Annotated in this window: 20 protein-coding genes, 6 tRNA genes and 1 riboswitch; of the genes, 14 read left to right on the forward strand and 12 right to left on the reverse strand. The window is 69.6% G+C overall.

Annotation, left to right across the window (positions count from 1 at the left end):
- Positions 1 to 294: 294 nt before the first annotated feature.
- The 4 genes from Q8A52_RS47230 to purM all read left to right on the forward strand — a co-directional run bounded on the left by Q8A52_RS47230 (position 295) and on the right by purM (position 4,660).
- The gene (locus tag Q8A52_RS47230) at positions 295 to 1,092 is read left to right on the forward strand and encodes a maleylpyruvate isomerase family mycothiol-dependent enzyme (protein WP_316764648.1); all 798 of its coding nucleotides are present in this window, start codon (positions 295 to 297) and stop codon (positions 1,090 to 1,092) included.
- 35 nt (positions 1,093 to 1,127) lie between these two features.
- Complete coding sequence (locus Q8A52_RS47235) at positions 1,128 to 1,925, forward strand: META domain-containing protein (RefSeq protein WP_316764651.1); 798 nt, start codon at positions 1,128 to 1,130, stop codon at positions 1,923 to 1,925.
- A gap of 73 nt (positions 1,926 to 1,998) precedes the next feature.
- A complete protein-coding gene (gene purF / locus Q8A52_RS47240) occupies positions 1,999 to 3,528 on the forward strand; it encodes an amidophosphoribosyltransferase (protein ID WP_316764654.1) in 1,530 nt (509 codons plus the stop codon).
- A 34-nt stretch (positions 3,529 to 3,562) separates the two neighbouring features.
- Positions 3,563 to 4,660 (forward strand): phosphoribosylformylglycinamidine cyclo-ligase, encoded by a 1,098-nt coding sequence (gene purM, locus Q8A52_RS47245; protein ID WP_316764657.1) that lies wholly within the window; start codon positions 3,563 to 3,565, stop codon positions 4,658 to 4,660.
- 169 nt (positions 4,661 to 4,829) lie between these two features.
- Here the strand turns inward: purM and Q8A52_RS47250 are convergent, their stop codons facing one another.
- Positions 4,830 to 5,087, reverse strand: a complete 258-nt coding sequence (locus Q8A52_RS47250; protein WP_316764660.1) for a DUF3073 domain-containing protein — start codon at positions 5,085 to 5,087, stop codon at positions 4,830 to 4,832.
- 296 nt (positions 5,088 to 5,383) lie between these two features.
- A complete protein-coding gene (locus Q8A52_RS47255) occupies positions 5,384 to 6,478 on the reverse strand; it encodes a Leu/Phe/Val dehydrogenase (protein WP_316764662.1) in 1,095 nt (364 codons plus the stop codon).
- A gap of 255 nt (positions 6,479 to 6,733) precedes the next feature.
- Between Q8A52_RS47255 and Q8A52_RS47260 the strand changes: the two genes are divergently transcribed.
- A complete protein-coding gene (locus tag Q8A52_RS47260; RefSeq protein ID WP_316764665.1) occupies positions 6,734 to 7,576 on the forward strand; it encodes a hypothetical protein in 843 nt (280 codons plus the stop codon).
- Positions 7,577 to 8,096: 520 nt separating this feature from the next.
- Positions 8,097 to 8,303, forward strand: coding sequence for a developmental transcriptional regulator BldC (gene bldC, locus Q8A52_RS47265; protein ID WP_003949541.1), 207 nt, complete (start codon positions 8,097 to 8,099; stop codon positions 8,301 to 8,303).
- Positions 8,304 to 8,763: 460 nt separating this feature from the next.
- On the opposite strand, the gene Q8A52_RS47270 is transcribed toward bldC, so the two are convergent.
- From Q8A52_RS47270 to Q8A52_RS47285, 4 genes are all read right to left on the reverse strand, one after another.
- Positions 8,764 to 8,955 (reverse strand): DUF6274 family protein, encoded by a 192-nt coding sequence (locus Q8A52_RS47270; RefSeq protein WP_316764668.1) that lies wholly within the window; start codon positions 8,953 to 8,955, stop codon positions 8,764 to 8,766.
- 534 nt (positions 8,956 to 9,489) lie between these two features.
- Positions 9,490 to 9,564: transfer RNA gene (locus Q8A52_RS47275), tRNA-Asp, on the reverse strand.
- A 118-nt stretch (positions 9,565 to 9,682) separates the two neighbouring features.
- Positions 9,683 to 13,675 (reverse strand): ATP-dependent RNA helicase HrpA, encoded by a 3,993-nt coding sequence (hrpA, locus tag Q8A52_RS47280; RefSeq protein ID WP_316764670.1) that lies wholly within the window; start codon positions 13,673 to 13,675, stop codon positions 9,683 to 9,685.
- A 61-nt stretch (positions 13,676 to 13,736) separates the two neighbouring features.
- Complete coding sequence (locus Q8A52_RS47285; protein WP_316764673.1) at positions 13,737 to 14,048, reverse strand: 6TM ABC transporter family protein; 312 nt, start codon at positions 14,046 to 14,048, stop codon at positions 13,737 to 13,739.
- 167 nt (positions 14,049 to 14,215) lie between these two features.
- Between Q8A52_RS47285 and Q8A52_RS47290 the strand changes: the two genes are divergently transcribed.
- The gene (locus tag Q8A52_RS47290; protein ID WP_316764676.1) at positions 14,216 to 14,404 is read left to right on the forward strand and encodes a hypothetical protein; all 189 of its coding nucleotides are present in this window, start codon (positions 14,216 to 14,218) and stop codon (positions 14,402 to 14,404) included.
- Positions 14,405 to 14,553: 149 nt separating this feature from the next.
- On the opposite strand, the gene Q8A52_RS47295 is transcribed toward Q8A52_RS47290, so the two are convergent.
- The 4 genes from Q8A52_RS47295 to Q8A52_RS47310 all read right to left on the reverse strand — a co-directional run bounded on the left by Q8A52_RS47295 (position 14,554) and on the right by Q8A52_RS47310 (position 16,470).
- Positions 14,554 to 14,627: transfer RNA gene (locus Q8A52_RS47295), tRNA-Phe, on the reverse strand.
- Between the two features lie 25 nt (positions 14,628 to 14,652).
- Positions 14,653 to 14,727, reverse strand: a tRNA-Asp gene (locus Q8A52_RS47300).
- 36 nt (positions 14,728 to 14,763) lie between these two features.
- Positions 14,764 to 14,836 (reverse strand) — tRNA-Glu (locus tag Q8A52_RS47305).
- Between the two features lie 80 nt (positions 14,837 to 14,916).
- Positions 14,917 to 16,470, reverse strand: coding sequence for a metallophosphoesterase family protein (locus tag Q8A52_RS47310; protein WP_316764679.1), 1,554 nt, complete (start codon positions 16,468 to 16,470; stop codon positions 14,917 to 14,919).
- 140 nt (positions 16,471 to 16,610) lie between these two features.
- Here Q8A52_RS47310 and Q8A52_RS47315 point away from each other — a divergent pair, with 140 nt between their 5' ends.
- The 4 genes from Q8A52_RS47315 to Q8A52_RS47330 all read left to right on the forward strand — a co-directional run bounded on the left by Q8A52_RS47315 (position 16,611) and on the right by Q8A52_RS47330 (position 20,215).
- On the forward strand, positions 16,611 to 16,961 hold the full coding sequence (locus Q8A52_RS47315) for a metallopeptidase family protein (protein WP_316764680.1): 351 nt from the start codon (positions 16,611 to 16,613) through the stop codon (positions 16,959 to 16,961).
- Between the two features lie 77 nt (positions 16,962 to 17,038).
- Complete coding sequence (locus Q8A52_RS47320) at positions 17,039 to 17,548, forward strand: hypothetical protein (RefSeq protein ID WP_316764683.1); 510 nt, start codon at positions 17,039 to 17,041, stop codon at positions 17,546 to 17,548.
- 246 nt (positions 17,549 to 17,794) lie between these two features.
- A complete protein-coding gene (locus tag Q8A52_RS47325; RefSeq protein WP_316764684.1) occupies positions 17,795 to 19,954 on the forward strand; it encodes a DEAD/DEAH box helicase in 2,160 nt (719 codons plus the stop codon).
- A 188-nt stretch (positions 19,955 to 20,142) separates the two neighbouring features.
- Positions 20,143 to 20,215, forward strand: a tRNA-Lys gene (locus tag Q8A52_RS47330).
- A gap of 342 nt (positions 20,216 to 20,557) precedes the next feature.
- On the opposite strand, the gene Q8A52_RS47335 is transcribed toward Q8A52_RS47330, so the two are convergent.
- Both Q8A52_RS47335 and Q8A52_RS47340 read right to left on the reverse strand, forming a co-directional pair.
- Positions 20,558 to 21,193 (reverse strand): GTP cyclohydrolase II, encoded by a 636-nt coding sequence (locus Q8A52_RS47335; protein ID WP_316764687.1) that lies wholly within the window; start codon positions 21,191 to 21,193, stop codon positions 20,558 to 20,560.
- A gap of 104 nt (positions 21,194 to 21,297) precedes the next feature.
- Positions 21,298 to 21,813, reverse strand: a complete 516-nt coding sequence (locus tag Q8A52_RS47340) for a MarR family winged helix-turn-helix transcriptional regulator (protein ID WP_316764690.1) — start codon at positions 21,811 to 21,813, stop codon at positions 21,298 to 21,300.
- A gap of 154 nt (positions 21,814 to 21,967) precedes the next feature.
- Here Q8A52_RS47340 and Q8A52_RS47345 point away from each other — a divergent pair, with 154 nt between their 5' ends.
- From Q8A52_RS47345 to Q8A52_RS47355, 3 genes are all read left to right on the forward strand, one after another.
- Positions 21,968 to 23,104: a dihydrofolate reductase family protein gene (locus Q8A52_RS47345; RefSeq protein ID WP_316764692.1), complete on the forward strand. Its 1,137-nt coding sequence runs from the start codon at positions 21,968 to 21,970 to the stop codon at positions 23,102 to 23,104.
- Between the two features lie 49 nt (positions 23,105 to 23,153).
- Positions 23,154 to 23,227 (forward strand) — tRNA-Met (locus Q8A52_RS47350).
- A gap of 297 nt (positions 23,228 to 23,524) precedes the next feature.
- Positions 23,525 to 23,684, forward strand: a riboswitch (cyclic di-AMP (ydaO/yuaA leader).
- Between the two features lie 7 nt (positions 23,685 to 23,691).
- Positions 23,692 to 24,729, forward strand: coding sequence for a M23 family metallopeptidase (locus tag Q8A52_RS47355; RefSeq protein WP_316764695.1), 1,038 nt, complete (start codon positions 23,692 to 23,694; stop codon positions 24,727 to 24,729).
- The last annotated feature ends 3 nt before the right edge of the window (positions 24,730 to 24,732 follow it).

The raw sequence follows: 24,732 nt of genomic DNA on the forward strand, positions 1-24,732 counted from the left end.
GCCGGAAGTATTCCTCCCGCTCACGGACCAGGATCTTGCGGCCCTGAGCCTTGCCCCGGTTCTCCCGGATCTTGAAGTCCATCGCACCCCACCAGCTGGGGTGTTGCGACGACCACTAGAACCCAAGTTCCGGGCGGGGCCTTCGGCGTACCCGGGCGGCCTGCACCAGTCGGCCGGGCTGACGGCCGCGCCGCTGATCACGAAGGTCCGGCGGCGCCCAACGCGCCCGCAAGGTCTTCGGGCCGGTCGAAAACGGCCTGAAGGGCAGCGCCGTGAACGCATAGGGTCGCCTCCATGCCGACGGCCAGGAAACGCGCACGCGCCTACGACTACGCCAAGACCCGCACCGCGGTCCTCGCCCAGCTCGGGAACGTACGGGAAGCCGTCCGCGGCCTCGGCCCCGAGCGGCTCGCGCTGCCCACCCGGCTCGGCGAGTGGACCGTACGGGAACTCGTCGCGCACATCGGCATGGCGGTCACGGCCGTGCACCGGGCCCTCGACGAGCCCGCGCCGCCCCGGCAGGACGTCACCGTCGTGGAGTGGCCCTTCGCCACCGCCGCCAACTCCTCCGCCATCGCAGGCTTCACCCGCCGGCTGGCCGAGCAGCACCCCGACCTCGACACCTACCTCGCCGACGTCGACCGGAGCCTGCGCGAGCTCCTCGAGGAACATCCCGGCAGCCGGCTGCTGGCGACCAGTGCGGGCGCCCTGCCCCTGGCCGACTACCTCGTCACCCGGACCGTCGAACTCGTCGTCCACACCGACGACCTGAACGCGGCCGTACCGGGCCTCGACGTGCCCTACGACCGTCAGGCCCTCGCCGCCGCCACCCGCCTCCTCGCCGACGCGCTCGCCGTGAAGGCCCCCGGCGGCTCGACCGAGGTCCGTATCCCGCCGTACGCCGTCGTGCAGTGTGGCGAGGGGCCCCGGCACACCCGCGGCACCCCGCCCAATGTCGTCGAGACCGACCCGCTCACCTGGATCCGGCTCGCCACCGGGCGATTGCTCTGGAAGGACGCCATCGAGGCGGCGAAGGCGAGCGCGAGCGGGGAGCGGGCGGATCTCGCGGCCCTGCTGCCGTTGATGTCGTAGGGGAACCTCCGCCCCGGTCGCTCCGTCGAATCGACATGTACAGGTACAAAGAGCGACTGACACTCGCGGCCGCCGTGGTGCTCGTTCCGCTCGCGGCGGCCTGTGGCGGCGAGCACGCGGGCAGCGGATCCGCCGGGGTCCAGAAGCCGGTGACCGGCGTCCACTGGATCGTGGACAGCGTCACCGCGGACGGCACGACACGCAGTGCCCCCGCGGGCGCCCATGTGGCGATCGACGACAGCGGCAGGACCGAGGGCAACTACGGCTGCAACCACTTCACCGCACAGGCCGCCTTCGAGGGCGACCGCATCCGGCTGAGCGACACCACGGCGACCGAGATGGCGTGCGAGGAACAGCCCATGGCCTTTGAGCGGACCCTCGCCCGCACCCTCGCCGCCGGCCCCCTCACCACCCGGGTGAAGGGCGACAGGCTGACCCTCACCACCACCGGGGGCGACACCGTCCGGCTGACCAAGGAGGAAAACGCCCCGCTCTACGGCACCAAGTGGACGATCACGGCACTCGGTGCCGGCGACGTCGTCAGCTCCCTGCCGAAGGGTGCCGACGCCCATCTCACCTTCGACCGGAAGAGCGGAAAGGTCAGCGGCCGCCTGGGCTGCAATCACGTCACCGCGAGCGCCACGGTCCGCGACTCCCGTATCACCCTGGGCTCTCCCGCGACCACCCGAATGATGTGCGACGCCTCACTCATGCATACGGAAAAGAGTCTGCTGCGGCTCTTCGACGGCACCGTGATCTACCGACTGGATCATCGAAACCTCACGCTGACCAGCGAAAACGGAGAGACCGTGACGGCCGTGGCCGAGGGGTGACCGGTTAAGAACGCATAACTTCGGTGCATTGGCCAATTCGGACCAGTGGTCGATCTCGCCTACACTCGGTGCCGTGCCACGTGGTGACGGTCGACTCAATCACGATCTGCTCCCCGGCGAGAAAGGCCCCCAGGACGCGTGTGGCGTCTTCGGTGTCTGGGCTCCGGGTGAAGAGGTCGCAAAGCTCACGTACTTCGGGCTCTACGCCCTCCAGCACCGGGGTCAGGAATCCGCGGGAATCGCGGTCAGCAACGGCTCCCAGATCCTCGTCTTCAAGGACATGGGCCTGGTCTCCCAGGTCTTCGACGAGACCTCTCTCGGTTCGCTCCAGGGTCATATCGCGGTCGGTCACGCCCGCTACTCGACCACCGGCGCATCCGTGTGGGAGAACGCCCAGCCGACGTTCCGCGCCACCGCGCACGGCTCCATCGCGCTCGGCCACAACGGCAACCTGGTCAACACGGCGCAGCTCGCCGAGATGGTCGCCGACCTCCCGAAGGACAACAACGGCCGCTCGACGCGGGTCGCAGCCACCAATGACACCGACCTGCTGACCGCGCTCCTCGCGGCGCAGGTCGACGCGGACGGCAAGCCGCTGACCATCGAGGAGGCCGCGCACGCGATCCTCCCGCAGGTCAAGGGCGCCTTCTCGCTCGTCTTCATGGACGAGCACACCCTCTACGCCGCCCGCGACCCGCAGGGCATCCGCCCGCTGGTCCTCGGCCGCCTCGAGCGCGGCTGGGTGGTCGCCTCCGAGACCGCCGCCCTCGACATCACGGGCGCCAGCTTCGTCCGCGAGATAGAGCCGGGCGAGTTCGTCGCGATCGACGAGAACGGCCTGCGCACCTCCCGATTCGCGGAAGCGAAGCCCAAGGGCTGTGTCTTCGAGTACGTGTATCTCGCCCGTCCCGACACCGACATCGCCGGGCGGAACGTCTATCTCTCGCGCGTCGAGATGGGCCGCCGCCTCGCCAAGGAGGCCCCCGTCGAGGCCGACCTGGTGATAGCGACCCCGGAGTCCGGCACCCCGGCCGCCATCGGCTACGCGGAGGCCTCCGGCATCCCGTTCGGCGCCGGTCTGGTGAAGAACGCCTACGTCGGCCGGACCTTCATCCAGCCCTCGCAGACCATCCGCCAGCTCGGTATCCGGCTGAAGCTGAACCCGCTCAAGGAAGTCATCAAGGGCAAGCGCCTGGTCGTCGTCGACGACTCGATCGTGCGCGGCAACACGCAGCGCGCCCTGGTGCGCATGCTCCGCGAGGCCGGTGCCGCGGAGGTCCACATCCGGATCTCCTCGCCGCCCGTGAAGTGGCCCTGCTTCTTCGGCATCGACTTCGCCACCCGCGCCGAGCTCATCGCCAACGGCATGACGATCGAGGAGATCGGCACCTCGCTCGGCGCCGACTCCCTGTCCTACATCTCCATCGACGGCATGATCGAGGCGACCACGATCGCCAAGCCGAACCTGTGCCGCGCCTGCTTCGACGGCGAGTACCCGATGGAGCTCCCGGACCCCGAGCTCCTCGGCAAGCAGCTCCTGGAGACCGAGCTGGCCGCAGGGCCCGCCGCCACGGCCGCGGCCGACGCGATCCGTCGCCCGTAAGCCCCGCAGAAACCAACCCGAAAGATCCCAGGCAATGTCTGCTGTGTCTGATCAGTCGCCTTCGGCGACGGGCCCTTCCACCGGTGCTTCCTACGCGGCTGCCGGAGTCGACATCGAGGCGGGCGACCGCGCCGTCGAGCTGATGAAGGAGTGGGTGAAGAAGACCCAGCGCCCCGAGGTCCTCGGCGGCCTCGGTGGCTTCGCCGGCCTTTTCGACGCCTCCGCCCTCAAGCGCTACGAGCGTCCACTCCTCGCCTCCGCCACGGACGGCGTCGGCACCAAGGTCGACATCGCGCGCCAGATGGGCGTCTACGACTCGATCGGGCACGACCTGGTCGCCATGGTCATGGACGACATCGTGGTGTGCGGTGCCGAGCCGCTGTTCATGACCGACTACATCTGCGTCGGCAAGGTCCACCCCGAGCGCGTGGCCGCCATCGTGAAGGGCATCGCGGAGGGCTGCGTGCTGGCCGGCTGCGCCCTGGTGGGCGGTGAGACGGCCGAACACCCGGGTCTGCTGGGTGCGGACGACTTCGACGTCGCCGGCGCCGGTACGGGCGTCGTGGAGGCCGACCGGCTGCTCGGCGCGGATCGTATCCGTAAGGGTGACGCGGTGATCGCCATGGCGTCCTCCGGGCTTCACTCGAACGGGTACTCCCTGGTCCGCCACGTCCTGCTGAACCAGGCGGGCCTGTCGCTCGACGCGCACATCGAGGAACTCGGCCGCACGCTCGGCGAGGAGCTCCTGGAGCCGACCAAGATCTACTCGCTGGACTGCCTGGCCCTCATGCGCACCACCGAGGTCCACGCCTTCAGCCATGTCACCGGCGGCGGCCTCGCGGCCAACCTGGCCCGGGTGATCCCGGACCGGCTGCACGCGGTCGTGGACCGCTCCACCTGGACCCCGGGCGCGATCTTCGACCTGGTCGGCAGGACCGGTGACGTCGAGCGCCTGGAACTGGAGAAGACGCTCAACATGGGCGTCGGCATGATCGCGATCGTGCCCGAGGCCTCGGTGGACGTGGCCCTGGCAACGCTGGCCGACCGCGGGGTCGACGCCTGGGTCGCCGGTGAGATCACGGACCGGGGCGAGCACGACTCGGGCGCGGCCCTGATCGGTGACTACGCCTGACGGTCCCGGTGACTGTGCCTGACGGGCCGCGGGGCTTCACGGCCCCGCGGGCCCAGGGCCCGGCAGTTCCAGGCCCGGCGCCCCGACAGGCAGCACGAAACCCGGTCCGGCGCTGAGGCCCCGGACCGGGTGAAGTGCAGTCGCTACAGAAACCGCGAAGCGCGCAACGTCAAGCGCCGCGACGACGCGACGTGGGACCGGACTCGTCGTCCTCGTCGTCCTCATCGTCGTCGTTATACAGATCCGCGTACTGGGCGTACGGGTCGTCTTCCTCGTCGTCGTCCTCGAACGGCTCGCCGTTCGGCGGCTGGCTCGAAGTCGAAGCGCCCAGCTCGCTGGCCAGACGCGACAGGTCAGTCCCGCCGCTGTTGTACTTCAGCTGGCGGGCGACCTTCGTCTGCTTGGCCTTGGCCCGGCCGCGCCCCATGGCTCGACCCCCTCGGTGACGGGGCTCGACGGCCCCAGAGTCTTGACACGCGTTCATGATCTGGAACGGGCTCTCCGTGGAGAGACCGGTCCGTAGGGCTTCCACGGTACCTGAGCCCGCGCCCATACGGTACGTCGCCCGCAGGACGTGCCTCGGCCCAGAACCCGCGAGGTGCCCCGTCCCCGCTGGTCAACCGCGATTTTAACCACTTATTGGCGGCCGACCCGCCGACGAACGTGAGAGTTCTCTCTAACTGTCCGCCGACGGGTACCGGCAAACCTCGCGGAACCGCGGCGTCAGCGCGCCGCGGCGGCCTCGTGCATCCGCTGCTCGGCGATCCGGTCGGCCGCGGCGGCCGGCGGAATCCCGTCTTCCTTCGCACGTGTGAAGATGGCCAGCGTGGTGTCGAAGATCTTCGCCGCCTTCGCCTTGCACCGGTCGAAGTCGAAGCCGTGCAGCTCGTCGGCGACCTGGATCACACCGCCGGCGTTCACCACATAGTCCGGCGCGTAGAGGATCCCGCGGTCGGCGAGGTCCTTCTCCACACCCGGGTGGGCGAGCTGGTTGTTGGCGGCGCCGCACACCACCTTGGCCGTGAGCACCGCCACGGAGTCGTCGTTCAGGGCGCCGCCGAGCGCGCAGGGGGCGTAGATGTCGAGGCCCTCTACGCGGATCAGCGCGTCGGTGTCGGCGACCGCCATGACGCCCGGGTGCTGGTCGAGAATTCGCCGTACGGCGTCTTCGCGCACGTCCGTGATCACGACCTCGGCGCCCTCGTCCAGCAGATGCCGGACCAGGTGGTGGCCGACCTTGCCGACGCCGGCGATGCCGACCCGGCGGCCGCGCAGCGAGGGGTCACCCCACAGGTGCTGGGCGCAGGCGCGCATGCCCTGGTAGACACCGAAGGCGGTGAGGACCGAGGAGTCACCCGCGCCGCCGTTCTCCGGCGAGCGCCCGGTGGTCCAGCGGCACTCGCGGGCCACGACGTCCATGTCGGCGACGTATGTGCCGACGTCGCACGCGGTGACGTACCGACCGCCGAGCGAGGCCACGAACCGGCCGTAGGCGAGCAGCAGCTCTTCGGTCTTGATGCGCTCCGGGTCGCCGATGATCACGGCCTTGCCGCCGCCGTGGTCGAGTCCGGCCATGGCGTTCTTGTACGACATCCCGCGCGCGAGGTTGAGGGCGTCGGCGATGGCCTCCGCCTCGGTCGCGTACGGGTAGAAGCGCGTACCGCCCAGCGCGGGGCCGAGGGCGGTGGAGTGGATGGCGATCACGGCCTTGAGTCCGGTCGCGCGGTCCTGGCAGAGCACTACTTGCTCATGACCGCCCTGGTCCGAGTGGAACAGGGTGTGCAGTACATCAGCAGGTGCGCCGGTTACGTCGGTCACGGTGGTGACTCCCGGGTAAGTTGCGGCGGTCGAAAGACCAGCTCCCGTGCGGGTGGCGGGTGCTGTGGCATGAGCGTAGAGCCTGTGCCCACCCGCCATCCGTGCAGTGTTCAGGATCACTCTCTCGCGCCGTGCACGCACGCATGCGCGTGGCACGATTTGCAGTGGTTTCCCACCCGTTTCGGGACGCCTCGTACGGATCCCGTGCGGGTCTCGTACGGGTTTCGAGCCCAGTCCGGTGGGGAGGGAGCAGGCGTGCCCAAGGTGTCCTCGGTGATCGTCCCCTACGCGGCGTATCTACGCGTGTACGAGCCGTTGGCCGCCTTCCCGGAGCCGGAGCGCGGTCACTGGGCGCGCTACGCCCGCCGCCCCGAGCGCCCCTCCTACCAGGACGAGCTGCGCCGCTCCCTGGCCGATCTGCTGCCCACCCCGCCCGTCCCGGTGCCGGTCCACGAGAGCGGCGACGCCTTCGTGCTGGACGTCGACGGGGTGGTCTGTGTCTGCCCCTGGCGCACCCGGCTGCGCGGCTGGCAGGCCCTGGGCGAACTGCCCGAAGAGTTCCCGCCGTCGGTCCTGGACGCGGTGCTGCCGCCGGTCGTGCGCCGCCAGGCCGCCCAGGACTACGAGCGCTGGCTCACCCGCAACCCCGATGCCCGCCCCTGGATCCGCACCGCCACCTGGCAGGTGCCGCTGAACTGGTTCGTGCTGGTCTCCGACGAGGAGCGGGAGTACACCAAGGGGACCGCCGAGGAGGCTCCCCTGCTGCGCTACCGCACGCCCATGGTGCAGGCGAGGCGGCGCGTGGCACGGGGGCTGCGGACGCTCAAGGACGCCATCGAGGAGGGGCCGTTGATCGACGGCCTGGTGGACGTCGGGCGGTGGCTGGAGGAGTTCCATCCGCGCTCGCTGGTGGAGCTGGACTACGGAGGCCTGGTGCATGTGGTGCCGGCCGGCGAGCTGGAGGGGGACCACTCGGCGGCGGACGTGGCCGCGGGCATCGACGCGCTGCGCAGGGGCGACGGGGCCGCGGCGGGGGAGGCGTACGGGCGGCTCGTGGAGCGGTGGCGGGCGGTGCGGGACCGGCGTTCCGCGAACTGAGTGACGTAGGTCACGGCCCAAAACGCCGTGGACGACGTACGGTCTACGCCACATAGGTCACCTGACGGGGCGTTGGTTCCGATCCGGGCTTTTGTGTCAAGGGTGATGGACCGCACTTACGCGGCCCTTGCGCCTCTTGCCGCTCCTCATGCCAAAATAGGACAAGGAGTCCGGGGAAGACTCCGTCCGCCCAACTAAGCTCCGTTCTGGGCGGAATCTCAGCATTGCACTGCTTTGGGGGGTCTCGTGACTCCTGATCGCCCTGTGACTGATCGTCACAGTGGCGTGACTGTCCGCTATGGCATGGTCCATCGGCTTCCGCGGCTGATGACTACCTGGGAGGGCAATTCCATCGGTTTGGCCGACGCGGCTGGACAGATGGTGTAGTTGTAGTGCCGAGGACAAGCCGTTCGTCCTATAACCGACTCGACTCGCGTCCGCCATTTCGGGCAACGCGGGTCAAGGTGCAGAATTTAGAGGAAAGAACCGAGAAGGTTCGGTTCTCCCGAGGAGGCCGCTCATGACCGCTCGCACCCCTGATGCCGAGCCGCTGCTGACCCCGGCTGAGGTCGCCACGATGTTCCGCGTTGACCCGAAGACGGTCACGCGGTGGGCGAAGGCCGGCAAGCTCACTTCCATCCGTACGCTCGGCGGACACCGCCGCTACCGCGAGGCCGAGGTCCGCGCTCTTCTCGCGGGCATCCCGCAGCAGCGCAGCGAGGCCTGAACAATCGTATAACCGGGCAAAACGGCTGGTCCCCCAACCCGCCGAGGCGCCCGAACCCTAGCTCCAAGCGACGCGGGACCTGCCCCAACAGGCCCTCGCCCAAGCCAATGGGAACTTCTCAGGCACGCGACACAGGGTGCGTCGTAGATCGCGCTGGACTCCGCCGGGTCCAGCGCGATCTTTTTTGTGCGCCGAAGGCCCTGGTGCGAGGGGTCTGTGAGCGGGCTTGTCGGAGTCTGGGGAGGGGTGTCGGATCCGCTGCGGATGCCCCCTGGAAGCGGTGCAATTGCACATATTAAATTGACCCGTTGTAGGGCAGGTGTAAGTACCGCGGTTTCAAAAAGTCATGCGGTGACACCCGTCACATGCGGGGTGGCTTGTTGCCGGTGGGTCATGTGCGCTAAGGGAGGAAAGGGTTCCAGCATCACACTGTGGCACGGGTGTTGGGAGTGCGCGAGCGCTACGCGCTCGGGGCGGCTTCGTCCTCGACGGCGCCCTCCGGGGCCTGAGGGCCTGGTGGGGCGGAGTCCATCGCCAGCCTGAGCAGGCGGTGGCAGATCGGGCAATGTCGGGTGACGTGGCGATAGGAGGAGGCGGCCGACAGGTGCGCGCGGAGCAACGCCCGCGTCTCGTGCCTGACAGATGCCGCCATAAGCCACCTCCGGGCCGCACGAGGGGAACGAGCCTGCTTTCTGGGTACCGACGGAATGTGACGCCGTCAAGAGCGCGGGGCTCCGCCGGTTTGGCCGCTGTCCACGGGTGCCGGCTCTTGTTCTTGACGCCGGTGTTGATGCCGGCCTCTGCTGGGGGCTGCCGCCCCCAGGCCCCCGCTTCGGCCCGAACGGCCTCGTCCTCGAACGCCGGACGGGCTGGGTGGTGCCGGTCGGCGCCAAGAGGTGGGGGTATGCCGAAGGCCCGCATCCGTATCGGTGCGGGCCTTCGATGTTGCGGTCCTGACGGGATTTGCTCTGTTCGATTGCGGCTTCGCCGCGGGCGCGGCCTGCGCCTTGTCAGGGTGACGGCACGGCGAAGGCCCGCATCCGTATCGGTGCGGGCCTTCGATGTTGCGGTCCTGACGGGATTTGCTCTGTTCGATTGCGGCTTCGCCGCGGGCGCGGCCTGCGCCTTGTCAGGGTGACGGCACGGCGAAGGCCCGCATCCGTATCGGGGCGGGCCTTCGATGTTGCGGTCCTGACGGGATTTGAACCCGCGGCCTCCACCTTGACAGGGTGGCGAGCACTCCAAACTGCTCCACAGGACCAGGTTTCGCGGCGCCCGCCCGGCGGAGCCGGTTATCGGCACTGCGTGCGTTGCGCTGCGAGAAGAGACTGTACAGGAGGGTGAGCCCCTGGTCGAACTCACCCTGTGTGAACGGACGATTACGAGATCGCGGCGTCGATCGCCTTCACGATCCGTTTGTCGGAGACCGGGTACGCCGTGCCGAGCGCGTGCGCGAAGTAGCTGACCCGGAGCTCCTCGATCATCCAGCGGATGTCCAGGACCGTGGACGGGACGGGACGGCCCTGCGGAAGCTGCTCCAGGAGCCAGGCGTACTCGTCCTGCATCTCATGGACCTTCTCCATGCGCGTGGTGTCGCGTTGGACGCCCGTCGGCATCTGCTGGAGACGACGGTCCGCGGCCACGAGATAGCGCATCAGGTCGGGCAGCCGCCGTATGCCCGCCCACGTCACGAAGCCGGGCTTCACGAGGGCGTCCAGCTGGGCGCGTACGTCCGCGAGGTTGGGCAGGAGGGTGGGGCTGCGTACGGCCTTCAGACGGCGCTCACAGGCCTGCCAGGCGGCGAGGACCTGCTGCACCTGCGCGACCGTACGGGCCGTCGTGTCGACGATCTCCGCGCGCACCTTGTCGTACAGCTTGCGGTACGACTCCTCGTCCCACACCGGCCCGCCGAAGTCGGCGATCAGCCGGTCCGCCGCCGCCATCGCGCAGTCGTCGAACAGGGCCTGTATCGAACCGTGCGGATTCGCGGACAGGGCGAGCTTCTGGGCGTTCGTCAGGCGGTCGCTCGCGAATTTCGCCGGGTTGACCGGGATGTTGCGCAGGATCAGGCGCCGGGTGCCCTTCCACATGGCCTCGGTCTGTTCCGCCTCCGTGTCGAAGAGGCGGACCGACACCGTGTCCCCGTCGTCGACCAGCGCCGGGTACGCCTTCACCGGCTGGCCGGCCCGGCGGGTCTCGAAGACACGGGTGAGCGTGCCGATCGTCCAGTCGGTGAGGCCCTTGCGCTCCAGGGACTCCCCACCCCGGCGCTCGGCCGTGGCCGCCGCGGCCTGGGAGAGGGCCATGCGCGCCTTCGGCTTCAGCCGGAGCTTCAGCGCCTCCAGGTCCTTGTCCTCGGCGAGCTTGCGGCGCCGCTCGTCGACGATCCGGAAGGTGATCCGCAGATGGTCGGGGACCCGTGTCCAGTCGAAGTCGTCGGCCTCGAAGGGCACGCCGACCATGCGCTTCAGCTCGCGGGCCATGGTGACCGTCAGCGGCTCCTGCAGGGGCACCGCCTTCGCCAGGAACGCCTTCGCGTAGTTCGGAGCGGGCACGTAGTTGCGGCGGATCGGCTTCGGCAGGGAGCGGATGAGCTCCGTCACCACCTCCTCGCGCAGCCCCGGGATCTGCCAGTCGAAGCCCTCGTCCGTGACCTGGTTGAGGACCTGGAGCGGGATGTGCACGGTGACGCCGTCGGCATCCGCGCCGGGCTCGAACTGGTAGGTCACCCGGAACTTCAGCTGCCCCTGCCGCCACGAGTCGGGGTAGTCGGCCTTGGTGACCGCCTCCGCCGACTCCCGGATGAGCATCTCCCGCTCGAAGTCGAGGAAGTCGGGCTGCTCGTGCCGCTTGCGCTTCCACCAGGAGTCGAAGTGGGCGCCGGAGACGACATGGTCAGGGACCCGCTGGTCGTAGAAGTCGAAGAGCGTCTCGTCGTCGACGACGATGTCCCGGCGGCGGGCGCGGTGCTCCAGCTCCTCGACCTCGCTGAGGAGTTTGCGGTTGTCGGCGAAGAACTTGTGGTGCGTGCGCCAGTCGCCCTCGACCAGGGCGTTGCGGATGAAAAGCTCGCGGGAGGCCTCCGGGTCGATACGGCCGTAGTTGACCTTCCGCTGGGCGACGATCGGCACGCCGTACAGCGTGACCTTCTCGAACGCCATCACCGCCGCCTGGTCCTTCTCCCAGTGCGGTTCGCTGTACGTCCGCTTGAGCAGGTGCTCGGCGAGCGGCTCCACCCACTCCGGCTCGATCTTCGCGTTGACCCGGGCCCAGAGCCGGCTTGTCTCCACCAGCTCCGCGGACATCACGAAGCGCGGGGTCTTCTTGAAGAGGGCCGAGCCGGGGAAGATCGCGAACTTGGCGTTCCGGGCGCCGAGGTATTCATTCTTTGCCGTGCTCCGCCCGCCCTCCCCTCCGGCGTCCTTCACGTCCTTCATGCCGATGTGCGAGAGCAGTCCGGCCAGGAGGGAGACGTGGACGCGGTCGTCGGAGGCGTCCTGCTCGCTGAGGTGGATGCCCATCTGCTTGGCGACCGTGCGCAACTGGGTGTAGATGTCCTGCCATTCGCGAATGCGCAGGAAGTTGAGGTACTCCTGCTTGCACATGCGCCGGAACGCGGACGAGCCCCGCTCCTTCTGCTGCTCGCGGATGTAGCGCCAGAGGTTGAGATAGGCGAGGAAGTCGCTCGTCTCATCCTTGAAGCGGGCGTGCTGCTGGTCGGCCTGGGTCTGCTTGTCGGCCGGGCGCTCGCGCGGGTCCTGGATGGACAGCGCGGCGGCGATGACCATGACCTCGCGGACACAGTCGTTCTTGTCGGCCTCCAGGACCATACGGGCCAGACGTGGGTCGACGGGCAGCTGGGCGAGCTTGCGGCCGGTGTCCGTGAGCCGCTTGCGCGCGTCCTTCTGCGTGGGGTCGAGGGCGCCCAGCTCCTGCAGCAACTGCACGCCGTCGCGGATGTTGCGGTGGTCCGGCGGGTCGATGAAGGGGAACTTCTCGATGTCGCCGAGGCCGGCGGCGGTCATCTGCAGGATGACGGACGCGAGGTTCGTACGGAGGATCTCCGCGTCGGTGAACTCCGGCCGCGCGTTGAAGTCGTCCTCGCTGTAGAGCCGGATGCAGACGCCGTCGGACGTACGGCCGCAGCGGCCCTTGCGCTGGTTGGCGCTGGCCTGGGAGACCGCCTCGATGGGCAGCCGCTGCACCTTGGTGCGGTGGCTGTAGCGCGAAATGCGGGCGAAGCCGGGGTCGATGACGTACTTGATGCCCGGGACGGTGAGCGACGTCTCGGCGACGTTCGTCGCCAGAACGATCCTGCGGCCGCCGTGGGGCTGGAACACGCGGTGCTGCTCGGCGTGCGAGAGCCGCGCGTACAGGGGCAGGATCTCCGTGCCCTGCCAATTGGCGCCTCCGGCGCGGGGATACTTCTTCTTCTCCAGCGCGTCCGCGGTGTCCCGGATCTCCCGCTCACCGGAGAGGAACACGAGGATGTCGCCCCGGCCCTCGCCCATCAACTCCTCGACGGCGTCGGTGATCGCGGTGATCTGGTCCCGGTCGGCGTCCTCGGAGTCCTCCTCCAGGAGCGGCCGGTAGCGCACCTCCACCGGATACGTCCGGCCGCTGACCTCGACGATCGGCGCGTCGCCGAAGTGCCGGGAGAAACGCTCGGGGTCGATGGTCGCGGAGGTGATGACGACCTTGAGGTCCGGCCGCTTCGGCAGCAGCTGGGCCAGATAGCCGAGCAGGAAGTCGATGTTGAGGGACCGCTCGTGGGCCTCGTCGATGATGATCGTGTCGTAGGCGCGCAGCTCGCGGTCCGTCTGGATCTCGGCGAGCAGGATGCCGTCCGTCATGAGCTTGATGAACGTGGCGTCCGGGTTCACCTGGTCGGTGAACCGCACCTTCCAGCCGACGGACTCGCCGAGCGGGGTGTCCAGCTCCTCGGCCACGCGCTCGGCGACCGTACGGGCGGCGATACGGCGGGGCTGGGTGTGCCCGATCATGCCCCTGACCCCGCGCCCGAGCTCCAGACAGATCTTGGGGATCTGGGTCGTCTTCCCGGACCCGGTCTCACCGGCGACGATGACGACCTGGTGATCGCGGATGGCGGCCGCGATCACGTCCTTCTTCTGGCTGACGGGCAGCTGCTCGGGGTAGCCGACCGCGGGCACCCGGGCACGCCGCTCGCCCATCCGTACCTCGGCCTTCGCGACCTCGGTCTCGATCTCGGCGAGAACAGCGGCACGGGCCTCGGGCTTGCGGATCTTGCGCGCGCCCTCGAGCCTGCGCCCGAGCCGGTGCGCGTCGCGCAGCGACAGCTCGGTCAGGCGGGGGGCGAGGGCGCCGAGGGCGGGGGCTGGATGCGTAGACATACGCGGTCCAGGATCTCACCTCGGGGAAATTCGTGGCGAACGCTTTTGCACCACGGTGTTTTCAGGGGGTGCGCTGCACCGGAGGGGCTGGTTGCGGCTCGCGCCCGCGGGAGCCGTCGCCCAGCGCGATGGACCTGGCGGTGTTGGAGACGGCCTTGATGCCGAGGTAGGCCGTGGTCAGGCTGCTGACCGCGGTGAACGCGGCCGTCAGCACGCCGACGATCACCGCCTTGTCACCGTCGAGCTGCCACACCCCGAAGATCGCGACTCCCGCGATCGCAAGGTTGCTGATGACCACGGCGAGCAGCCCGTAGCGCGCCCGGTCCTTCTCCAGCTCGGTGTCCCGAATGGCTCTCGACTCGTCCCGGCTCATCGTCCCACGCCCCCCGAAAAGTCACGGCCGACCAGGCAAAACGTAGCGCCGCGCAGCAGCCGCGCCAAGCCGAGTGCAGAACAAATGAAAATCCGAGCAATCACTCTCAGTGGTGAATCACTCCCTTCGCCTGAGCGAACCGGAGAACGAACCCAGATTCCTTGTTCGTGAAGACCGTGGTACGCCTCAAGCTGCTGCCGACACCGGAACAGTGCTCGGCACTCCAGGCGACGCTGCGCGCCTGCAACTCAGCAGCCAACCACGTCTCCGTCATCGCGTTCGGCACAGGCATCAAACGCAACCGCGAACTCCGCGCCATGATGCGCCACTTACGCCGAAGCCATCGGCGGGGGTGAGCTGCGAGCCGGGGAGCCTGCTCTCGGGTAGCGGACGCGATCGCTCGTACGCGTCTCCGGTGGCGGACGCGGACTCTCGTTTGAGGAGCATGATCCACGAGACACACAACAAGGCCCCGATCCGGGGATCGGGGCCTTGGCTGTGACTGTGGCTGGGGCCGGGATCGAACCGGCGACCTGCCGCTTTTCAGGCGGCCGCTCGTACCAACTGAGCTACCCAGCCGTCAAGGCCTCTTATGCGGCCTTTGCGGTCCTGACGGGATTTGAACCCGCGGCCTCCACCTTGACAGGGTGGCGAGCACTCCAAACTGCTCCACAGGACCAAGCTTGCGTGCAACAGTGTCGCACACGATCTTGCGTGCCCCCAACGGGATTCGAACCCGTGCTACCGCCTTGAAAGGGCGGCGTCCTAGGCCGCTAGACGATGAGGGCTATCGGCCCGCCTGGGCGCTTCTCAGCGCGTCGGGGACGTGAGAAGCATATGGGATGGCGGGGAGTATCGCCAAAACGGTTTACGGCCCCGTGGGCGAGGCCGTCCCCGATGGGGTGGTGGGGGCGCTCGGAGTGGGGTTCGCGCCAGGCTGGTTCTCCTCCGGGAGATGACGGCTGACCTCGGCCGTCGTCAGGCCCAGGCCGCCCAGCCTGATCTCGTCCCAGGCCTGGAGCCGCCGGGTGTCCCGGTCGAAGTAGAGGATCGACGCCTCGACCGGATCGGGGTACTTGCCCTCCACCGCACGCAGCCCGCTGCCGCCCGTCGAGCCCTCCACCCGCAGCCGGGTCCCCCGCTTCATGACCTCCGTCTGCTCGTGGTGCAGGTGGCCGGCCAGCACCAGGGGAACCTCGCCGTCCGTCCGCCGGGCGGCGGAGGGCTCGTGGGCCACGGCCACGTCCACCGGCGTGCCCGCGGCACGCTGGTCGCGCAGGGCCGCGGCCAGCCGGTCCCCGGCCAGTTCCTCCGCCGCGTTGCCGCCCGGACGGCCGGAGCGGTCGGGGGTGAACTGGGGGTCGCCGATGCCGGCGAACCGCAGCCCCGCGATCGTCTCCGTGCGTCCGTCGTCCAGGACGCGCACGTTCTTCATCCGCTCCAGGTAGTTCTGGGTCAGCAGCGAGTCATGGTTGCCCCGGACCCACACGTACGGCACGCCCAGGTCCGCGATCGGGTCGAGGAAGCCGTTTTCCGCCGCCGTACCGTGGTCCATCGTGTCGCCGGAGTCGATGATCACGTTCACTTTGTACTCCGTCACCAGCGACGCGATGATCTTCCAGCTCGCCGGGTTCAGATGGATGTCCGAGACGTGCAGGACCCGGATCGTGCTCGGGTCCGGGCGGTAGGCCGGGAGCGTGGAGGTGACGTCGTACAGCTTGGTCACGTTCGTCACCAGGCGCGCCAACTCCTTCTGGTAGACGTCGAATTCGGTCACGATGCTGCGCGCGTTGCCGACCAGGGAGGGCGCGGAGGACAGCAGGCCCGAGAACTTCGGCTCCAGGACCGACTTGGGGTTCCAGGTGGCGTACGCCGTCGCCCCCGAGGCGGCCAGCAGGGCGAGGGCCAGTCCGCCGGCCGCGAGGGCGCGCCGGGGGCGGCGGTAGACCGCCAGGCCGAGTGCGGTCGCGCCGGAGACCACGGCGACGCAGGACCGTACGGCCAGATCGAGCGTGCCGTGCTCGACGTCCCGGGCGACCTCGTCCTGGAGGCCGGCGAGGCGCTCGGGGTGGTCGACCAGGGCCTGCGAGCGGACGGGGTCGAGTTGGTCGACGTTCACGTCCAGCCGGACCGGAGCCACATGGCTGTCGAGTGTCAGCGCGCCCAGCGGCGAGACGTTGATCTTCGTGCCGCCGCTGAGGGACGGGCGCAGGGCCATCGTCGTGTTCATCGGGCCGACCTGGGCTCTGACGTTGCCGACGATCAGCAGGCCCAGCCAGGCGCCGACGAGGACGACGGCCGTCATGCCGAGGGCGCGCGCCCAGGGGTGCTGCTGGGCGGCGAGTTCCGGGGCGTGGCGGTTCGGGCGGCGCCGGGTGAGTGGGCGGATCAGGTTGCGGGCTGCGAGGGGGACGCGGGCCATTGGTCGCGTATGCCCAAGCCTCGCCGTGGATATGCGGGGGTTCGCGGCCGACGTGCCCGACGTGCCCGACGGTTCGCGACGTTCCTGGGGCCGTCGGTGCGCGACGCTCCTACGGCCGTCCCGTACCGGACAATGACCGTGTGCTGGAGATGACGCGCGAGGAGTTCGAGGAACTGGTCGCCGAGGCGCTCGACCGGATTCCGCCGGAGCTGACACGGCTGATGGACAACGTCGCGGTGTTCGTGGAGGACGAGCCCCCGGCGGACGATCCCGAGTTGCTCGGGCTCTACGAGGGGACGCCGCTGACCGAGCGCGGCGAGTGGTACGCGGGTGTGCTGCCCGATCGGATCACCGTCTACCGGGGGCCGACGCTGCGGATGTGCGACACGCGCGAGGACGTCGTCGCGGAGACCGAGGTCACCGTGGTGCACGAAATCGCCCACCATTTCGGGATCGACGACGAACGGCTGCACGCGCTCGGGTACGGGTGAGGGCCGGGCGCGTGTCTTCTTGAGTCCGGCGGGAGTTGGGCACGACGACTCTTCATCCTCCCCCGGAGGTGGCCGCCGTGCGCCCCAAGTACGTACCCGTCCGTCTGGCCGCCACGGTGCTGGCCGTGACGGTTGCCGCCGGTTGTGTGAACGTGGGCGAGGACGGCGGCCGGGCGACGCCCTCGCACTCGTCGGGGCGGCGGGGCGGCGAGGCGGCCGACGGGGGATCGGTGGTGTCGGGGGGCGGTGCGGGGTACGGCGGGACCGGGCGCGACGCCAAGCACAAGCACGGCCGGAAGGCGAAGCACGGCAAGCGCGCGTCGGCGTCGGCCGCGCCGTCGCGGGCGGGCAGCGCCTCCGTGCCGACGGCCGGGCCGGGCGGCAGTCAAAAGCCGGGGGATCCGGCGCCGACCCAGGCGCAGCCGACCCCCACCCCGACGCCTCCCGAGCCGGAGCCTCCGGCGTCGACCCCGCCGCCGCCCGCGTCGGAGCCGCCGACCGCCGAGCCGTCGTCGTCGGCGCACGAGGAGGCGGGGCCGCAGCTGGGGGAGCGGGAGCCGGCGCCCGAGGCGGGGTCTCCGGCATAGGTCCGGCGACCGGGCGGTCACCGGCGTGGGCACGTGACCAGCGTCTCGTGGTTTGAGTTTGCCTTGGGGGGCGGTGGGTGCGTATGGTGGTAGATCGTTTGATCCCATTTGCCCGGCGCCAACGCAGAGCGCGCCGTGTGGCGCGTACTCTCCTTTGCCGTGGCGGACCGCATTGAGGCGGTCGTATTGCGAATCACGGAGTTGACGGGCGCGTGCCGAAGAGACTCCGGAAGGTTTCCCATTCGCATGTCCGTGTCCAGCACTGATCACATCGTCGTGTCCGAGAACGAGCTCGAGAACGACGAGTCGACCCAGGTCACCGAGACCGCTGAGACCCCCCAGATCACTTTCGCCGACCTCGGCCTCCCCGAGGGCGTGGTGCGCAAGCTCGCGCAGAACGGCGTCACCGTCCCCTTCCCGATCCAGGCCGCGACCATCCCGGACGCCCTGGTCGGCAAGGACATTCTCGGCCGTGGCCGCACCGGCTCCGGCAAGACCCTCTCCTTCGGTCTGCCGACCCTGGCCACGCTGGCCGGCGGCCGCACCGAGAAGAAGCGTCCCCGTGCCGTCATCCTCACGCCGACCCGTGAGCTGGCCATGCAGGTGGCGGACGCCCTCCAGCCGTACGGCGACGTCCTCGGCCTCAAGATGAAGGTCGTCTGCGGCGGCACGTCGATGGGCAACCAGATCTACGCCCTGGAGAGGGGCGTCGACATCCTCGTCGCCACCCCGGGTCGGCTGCGCGACGTCATCAACCGCGGTGCCTGCTCCCTGGAGGACGTGCAGATCGCCGTCCTCGACGAGGCCGACCAGATGTCCGACCTGGGCTTCCTGCCCGAGGTCACCGAGCTGCTCGACCAGGTCCCGGCGGGCGGCCAGCGGATGCTGTTCTCCGCGACCATGGAGAACGAGATCCAGACCCTCGTCGACCGCTACCTCTCCTCGCCCGTCTCGCACGAGGTGGACGCGGCCCAGGGTGCGGTCACCACGATGTCCCACCACATCCTGATCGTGAAGCCCAAGGACAAGGCGCCGGTCACCGCGGCCATCGCCTCCCGCAAGGGCCGCACCATCATCTTCGTCCGCACCCAGCTGGGCGCCGACCGCGTCGCCGAGCAGCTGCGCGACGCGGGCGTGAAGGCCGACGCGCTGCACGGCGGCATGACCCAGGGCGCGCGCACCCGCACGCTGGCGGACTTCAAGGACGGTTACGTCAACGTCCTCGTCGCCACCGACGTCGCGGCCCGCGGCATCCACGTCGACGGCATCGACCTGGTCCTGAACGTGGACCCGGCCGGCGACCACAAGGACTATCTGCACCGCGCCGGCCGCACGGCCCGCGCCGGCCGCACCGGCACGGTCGTCTCGCTGTCCCTGCCGCACCAGCGCCGCCAGATCTTCCGTCTGATGGAGGACGCGGGCGTCGACGCCGCGCGCCACATCATCCAGGGCGGGGCCGCCTTCGACCCGGAGGTCGCCGAGATCACCGGCGCCCGCTCCATGACCGAGGTCCAGGCCGAGTCCGCGGGCAACGCCGCTCAGCAGGCCGAGCGCGAGGTCGCCCAGCTCACCAAGCAGCTGGAGCGGGTCACGCGGCGCGCCGCCGAGCTGCGCGAGGAGGCCGACCGGCTGGTCGCCCGGGTCGCCCGCGAGCGCGGTGAGGACCCGGAGGCGGCCGTGGCCGAGGCGCAGGAGCAGGCCGAGGCCGAGGTCAAGGCGGCGATCGAGGTCTCCGTTCCGGAGCAGCCGGCCGCGCGTGACTTCGACCGTGGCTCGCGTGAGGAGCGTCCGGCGTCCACGTCGTCGTACGAGCGCCGTGAGCGTCGTGACGACCGTGGTGGCCGTTCCTTCGAGCGTCGTGACGACCGGGGTGGTTTCAACCGGGACCGCGACAACCGCGACGGCCGTGAGCGTGGCGGTTTCGGTCGCGACCGTGGCTTCGAGCGTCGTGACGACCGTGGCGGTCGTTCCTTCGAGCGTCGTGACGACCGGGGTGGTTTCAACCGGGACCGCGACAACCGCGACAACCGTGACAGCCGCGACCGTGGCTTCGAGCGTCGTGACGACCGTGGCGGTCGTTCCTTCGAGCGTCGTGACGACCGTGGCGGTTTCAACCGGGACCGCGACAACCGCGACAACCGTGACAGCCGCGACCGTGGCTTCGAGCGTCGTGACGACCGTGGTGGCCGTTCCTTCGAGCGTCGTGACGACCGTGGCGGTTTCCGCCGCGACGAGCGCGGTGGGCACCGGGGCAGCGACCGCCCGTTCAACCGGGACCGCCGTGACGACCGTCCCGGCTTCCGCTCCGCCGGCCACGACCGCCCGTACGGCCGTCGTGACGACCACCGCGGCACCGGCTCCTTCGGCCGCCGCGACGACAAGCCGCGCTGGAAGCGCAACGGCTGACGCCGAGTGACCTGCAAGGGCCCGTACGACTCCGGTCGTACGGGCCCTTCGTCGTCCGCCGTGGCACCTGGAGCGCCGGTCGATCCGTACCTGTTTCGGCCTGTTCTGCGGTCCGACGCGGCCGGGTCCCCGATACCCGATCGGAGACTCGGCTTCGTCCGGCTATGCTCAGGGAGGCAACATCGCCTGGGCCCTTAGCTCAATTGGCAGAGCAGTGGACTTTTAATCCATTGGTTGTGGGTTCGAGTCCCACAGGGCCTACGGATTGCAGGCGGGGGTCACCCCCCATGTCCTGCCACGCAGCGTCCGGGTCGGCTTCGGTCGGCTCGGACGCTGTCTCGTTCGGGGGTAGGTGTTTGCCTACCTCAGAAGTAGGTTTCGGCCCATGGTGCTTGCCGGACCCCTCGCAGCAGCATGATCTCCGGGCCACAGCGCGTGGCCCGGTAGACGGACGAGGGGTGGACATGTGGCCGTTTCCGGTGGGCGGGGTGTCCTGGCCGGGGAGCGTGATCGTGGTCGCACAGGGTCTACGGGAGAGCCCCGGTCCGGATCTCGTCCGGACCGGGGCTCGTTTCGCGTTCGGAGGCGTCGGCGGGGAGCCGATCAGCCCACGCTGAGTTCCGTAAGTTCGCCCAGCGGCAGCGTGTGCTGGGTCTGCAGGACCTTGGCCCGCAGGTAGCGGACGTTGTGGGCGGTGGTGAAGACGCCCGTCGGGACGCGGTCGCGGACGGCGATGCCGAGGGTACGCAACTGTTCGGCCTTGTCGGGGTTGTTGGAGAGCAGGTCGAGCTCTCCGATGCCGAGGGCGCGCAGCATCTGGGCGGCCGCCGTGTAGTCGCGGGCGTCCTCCGGGAGGCCCAGCGCGGCATTCGCCTCGTAGGTGTCCAGGCCCTGGTCCTGGAGGGCGTACGCGTCGAGCTTGTTGTAGAGCCCGATGCCGCGTCCCTCCTGGCGGAGGTAGAGCAGTATGCCGCCGCGGCCGGCGATGCGCTCGACCGCCTCGCGCAGCTGCGGGCCGCAGTCGCAGCGGGCCGAGCCGAAGACGTCGCCGGTCAGGCACTCGGAGTGCAGCCGGACCAGCGGGACGGGTCCGGGGTCACCGAGGACGACGGCGACGTGTTCCTGGCCGTCGGCCAGGCCGTGGAAGGTGACGAGCTCGGCGTCGACGCTGTAACCGTCGTGGAAGCGCAGCGGTACCCGGACGCGGGCGCGCGGTGTGGCGGCTGAGGTGTCGGGCATGCGGGTTCTCCGGGTTCAGGAGTTTCAGTTTTGAAGCAGATGCCGGGAACCCTACCCCATGCTTTAAATTTGAAGCAATGGATTTGCGGAGTCTGTCGCGGGCGTCACGAACAGGACTTCGGCGACCGGCGCCGCCAAGGCACGTCGTCCGGCGCGCACCGCGCGTCCTCGCCCTGGAGCGCCTCGGTGATCCCGCCGAAGATCTCCTCCAACTGCCGTACCTGCTCCGGGCTGAGGTGGTCGAAGAGCGAGGCGCGTACGGTCGCCACGTGACCCGGTGCCGCACGCTCCAGCACGGCCATGCCCTCGGCGGTCAGGACGGCGATGCTGCCCCGCTTGTCGGAGGGGCAGCCCTCGCGCCGTACCAGGCCGTCCTTCTCCAGCCGGGTCACGGCGTAGGTCAGCCGGCTCCGGGTGATCTTCGACTTCTCGGCGAGGTCGGTCATGCGCAGACTGTGCTCCGGCGCCTCGGAGAGGTTGGCCAGGATGGAGTAGTACAGGTGCGGCATGCCGGTGTCCTGCTGGAGCTGCCGGTCGATGGCGTCCTCCAGGAGCAGGCTGCCGGCGATGTACGCGCGCCAGGCGCGCTGCTCCTCGGGGGTGAGCCAGCGGGTCGTCATACCGCCAGTGTAAGTTTGTTTCAAACTTGAACCAAGCCTGCAGGTCAGTCTCCGTCAGGGGCAGTCCTCGTCCTTCGTCAGCCAGTCCTTGTCACAGTCCTCCTCACAGTCTTCGCCAAAGTCTTCGTCACAGCCTTCGCCAGGGAGCGCGCCGATGCCGTACCCGTACGTCCTGCTGTCCGCAGCCGTCTCTCTCGACGGCTACCTGGACGACACCGGCCCCGAGCGGCTGCTCCTGTCCGGCCCGGCCGACTTCGACCGGGTCGACGAGGTGCGGGCGTCGGTCGACGCGATCCTGGTCGGCGCCGGCACGATCCGCGCCGACAACCCGCGGCTCCTGGTCTACTCGCCCGAGCGGCGCGCCGCCCGCGTGGCCTCGGGCCGGCCCGAGTACCCGCTCAAGGTCACCGTCAGCGGCTCCGGCGAGCTGGACCCGGACGCGATGTTCTGGCACACCGGCGGCGAAAAGGTCCTCTTCACGACGGAGAACGGCGCCGAGCGCGCACGCGGACTGGGCCTCGCCGCCGACGTCGTCCCGCTCGGCCCCGACCTCGACTGGCCGGCGCTGCTCACCCACCTGTACGAGGAGCGCGGGGTGCGCCGCTTGATGGTCGAGGGCGGCGGAACCATCCACACCCAGCTGCTCCGCCAGGGCCTCGCCGACGAACTCCAGCTGGTCCTCGCCCCGCTGCTGGTGGGTGATCCGGCGGCGCCCCGGCTGTTCGGCCCCGGGGGCTACCAGGGCGGGCGGCTCCGGCTCGTCGAGACGCGCCGCATCGAGGACGTCGTACTGATGCGGTACGAGCCGACGGCACCCGGAACCGGGCGGTCGGTCAGCGCGGCGGACCGGCACTGGATGCGGATCGCCTGCGAGCTCGCGGCGCTGTGCCCGCCCTCGGAGACCGCCTTCAGCGTGGGCGCGATCGTGGTGGCCGCAGACGGGACCGAGCTGGCCCGGGGTCATTCGCGGGAGGGCGACGACCCGGTCGTGCACGCCGAGGAGGCGGCGCTGGCCAAGATCGACCCGGCCGATCCGAGGCTGGCCGCCGCCACGGTGTACAGCAGCCTGGAGCCCTGCACCCGCCGGGCGTCGCGGCCCGCTCCCTGCGCGCGGCTGATCCTGGACGCCGGGGTGCGACGGGTGGTCACGGCCTGGCGGGAGCCGGACACGTTCGTGCCGGGCGCCGACGGCACCGGGCTGCTGACGGGCGAGGGCGTGGACGTCGTCGTGCTGCCCGAGTACGAGGACCTGGCAAAAGCGCCGAACCGGCACCTGCTGACCGGCGAGTAGAGCCGTGCGTTTGCACCCCTGCGTATGGCGTATGCTTGAGGCACACCGACGCGGGGTGGAGCAGCTCGGTAGCTCGCTGGGCTCATAACCCAGAGGTCGCAGGTTCAAATCCTGTCCCCGCTACTCAAGGCTCAGGGCCGGAATCCAGTTCACGGATTCCGGCCCTGAGTGTTTTGTGCGACCACGCACTTATCACGAAGAGTGATCGGACGGAAGCCCTCCGCATAACATCTGAGTCACCATCAAAACCGCCGTGACTCATGTACTGCGGCCAACTCGCCCGATTTCCACCGGTCATGGCCTGTAAGTCCCGCAGTAAAAACGTTAATGATCAAGTAGAACGGCTTGGAATCTGACGGCGGGGTCTATTAACGTTCGATAACGCAGCGCGGTCGTCCCAGCCGTCACAAGAGTCGGCTCCGTGCGCACGCGCCGAATCCCGCAAGGGAACCGGGGAACCACCACCTTGGGGTGAATCACGCGGATGCCGCCGTGGAGGCACGGCCGGTATACGCGCGTAGGAGACCTTCCTGCTCCGAACCCGTCAGCTAACCCGGTAGGCGGCGGAAGGAAAGGAGTACGCCCGCGTGGCGTCCAACCGGCCTGCCCCCACAGCCCCATTCGTGCCGAGCGAGCACCCCGAGACCTTCGGCTACGGCAGCTACCGCACCGACGAGGGCCCGTGGGAGGAGTGGAACCCCACCGAGGAGTCCCTCAGCCCGGTACGCGGCCGGCATCGCGTCGCCAAGCAGCGCGGCGGCGGACTCGCCCGCAGCTCCACGGTCCTGGGCGTCGGTGTCATAGCCGCCGTCGGCGCGGGCGGCATGGCCAGCGCCAACACCGGCAAGCCGCCGGTGTCCATCTCCATGCCCGACCTGCCCTCCGTCGGCTCCCTGCTCGGCGACAGCACCCCGGACGACGCCCCCAAGGGCTCCGCGACCGCGCTCAGCGGCGTCGGCATGACCACCGCCGACAGCGCCCAGGGCGCCTCCGACGCCGGTGAGGCGCTGCGCAACCGCATCATGGCCCAGGCCGAGAAGCAGCGGGGCCAGGTCGACACCAAGGCCGCCGCCGCTGCCGTGGCCGCCGCGGACAAGCAGGTCGCCACCGCGGCCGCCAAGGCCGAGAAGGAGGCCGCCGCCAAGGCCGCCGCCGCCAAGGCGAGCGCGGAGGCCGCGGCCAAGAAGAAGGCCGAGGCCGCGCGCCTGGCCGCGCTGGCCAAGCAGTACACGCTGCCGACCTCCTCGTACACGATCACCTCGACCTTCGGTCAGGCCGGCGCCATGTGGTCCTCCGGCTACCACACCGGCCTCGACTTCGCCGCGCCCACGGGCACGCTCATCAAGGCCATCCACAGCGGCACGATCACCGAGGCGGGCTGGGCCGGCTCCTACGGCTACCGCACGATCCTCACCCTCGACGACGGCACCGAGCTGTGGTTCTGCCATCAGTCCTCGATCAGCGTCTCCGCCGGGCAGAAGGTCAGCACCGGCGACGTCATCGGCCGCGTCGGCGCCACCGGCAACGTCACCGGCCCGCATCTGCACCTGGAGGTCCACCCGGGCGGCCAGGCCACCGGGATCGATCCGATGACATGGCTGCGGGGCAAGGGCCTCAACCCCTGACAC

Source organism: Streptomyces herbicida (assembly GCF_032656585.1).
Lineage (GTDB): Bacteria > Actinomycetota > Actinomycetes > Streptomycetales > Streptomycetaceae > Streptomyces > Streptomyces herbicida.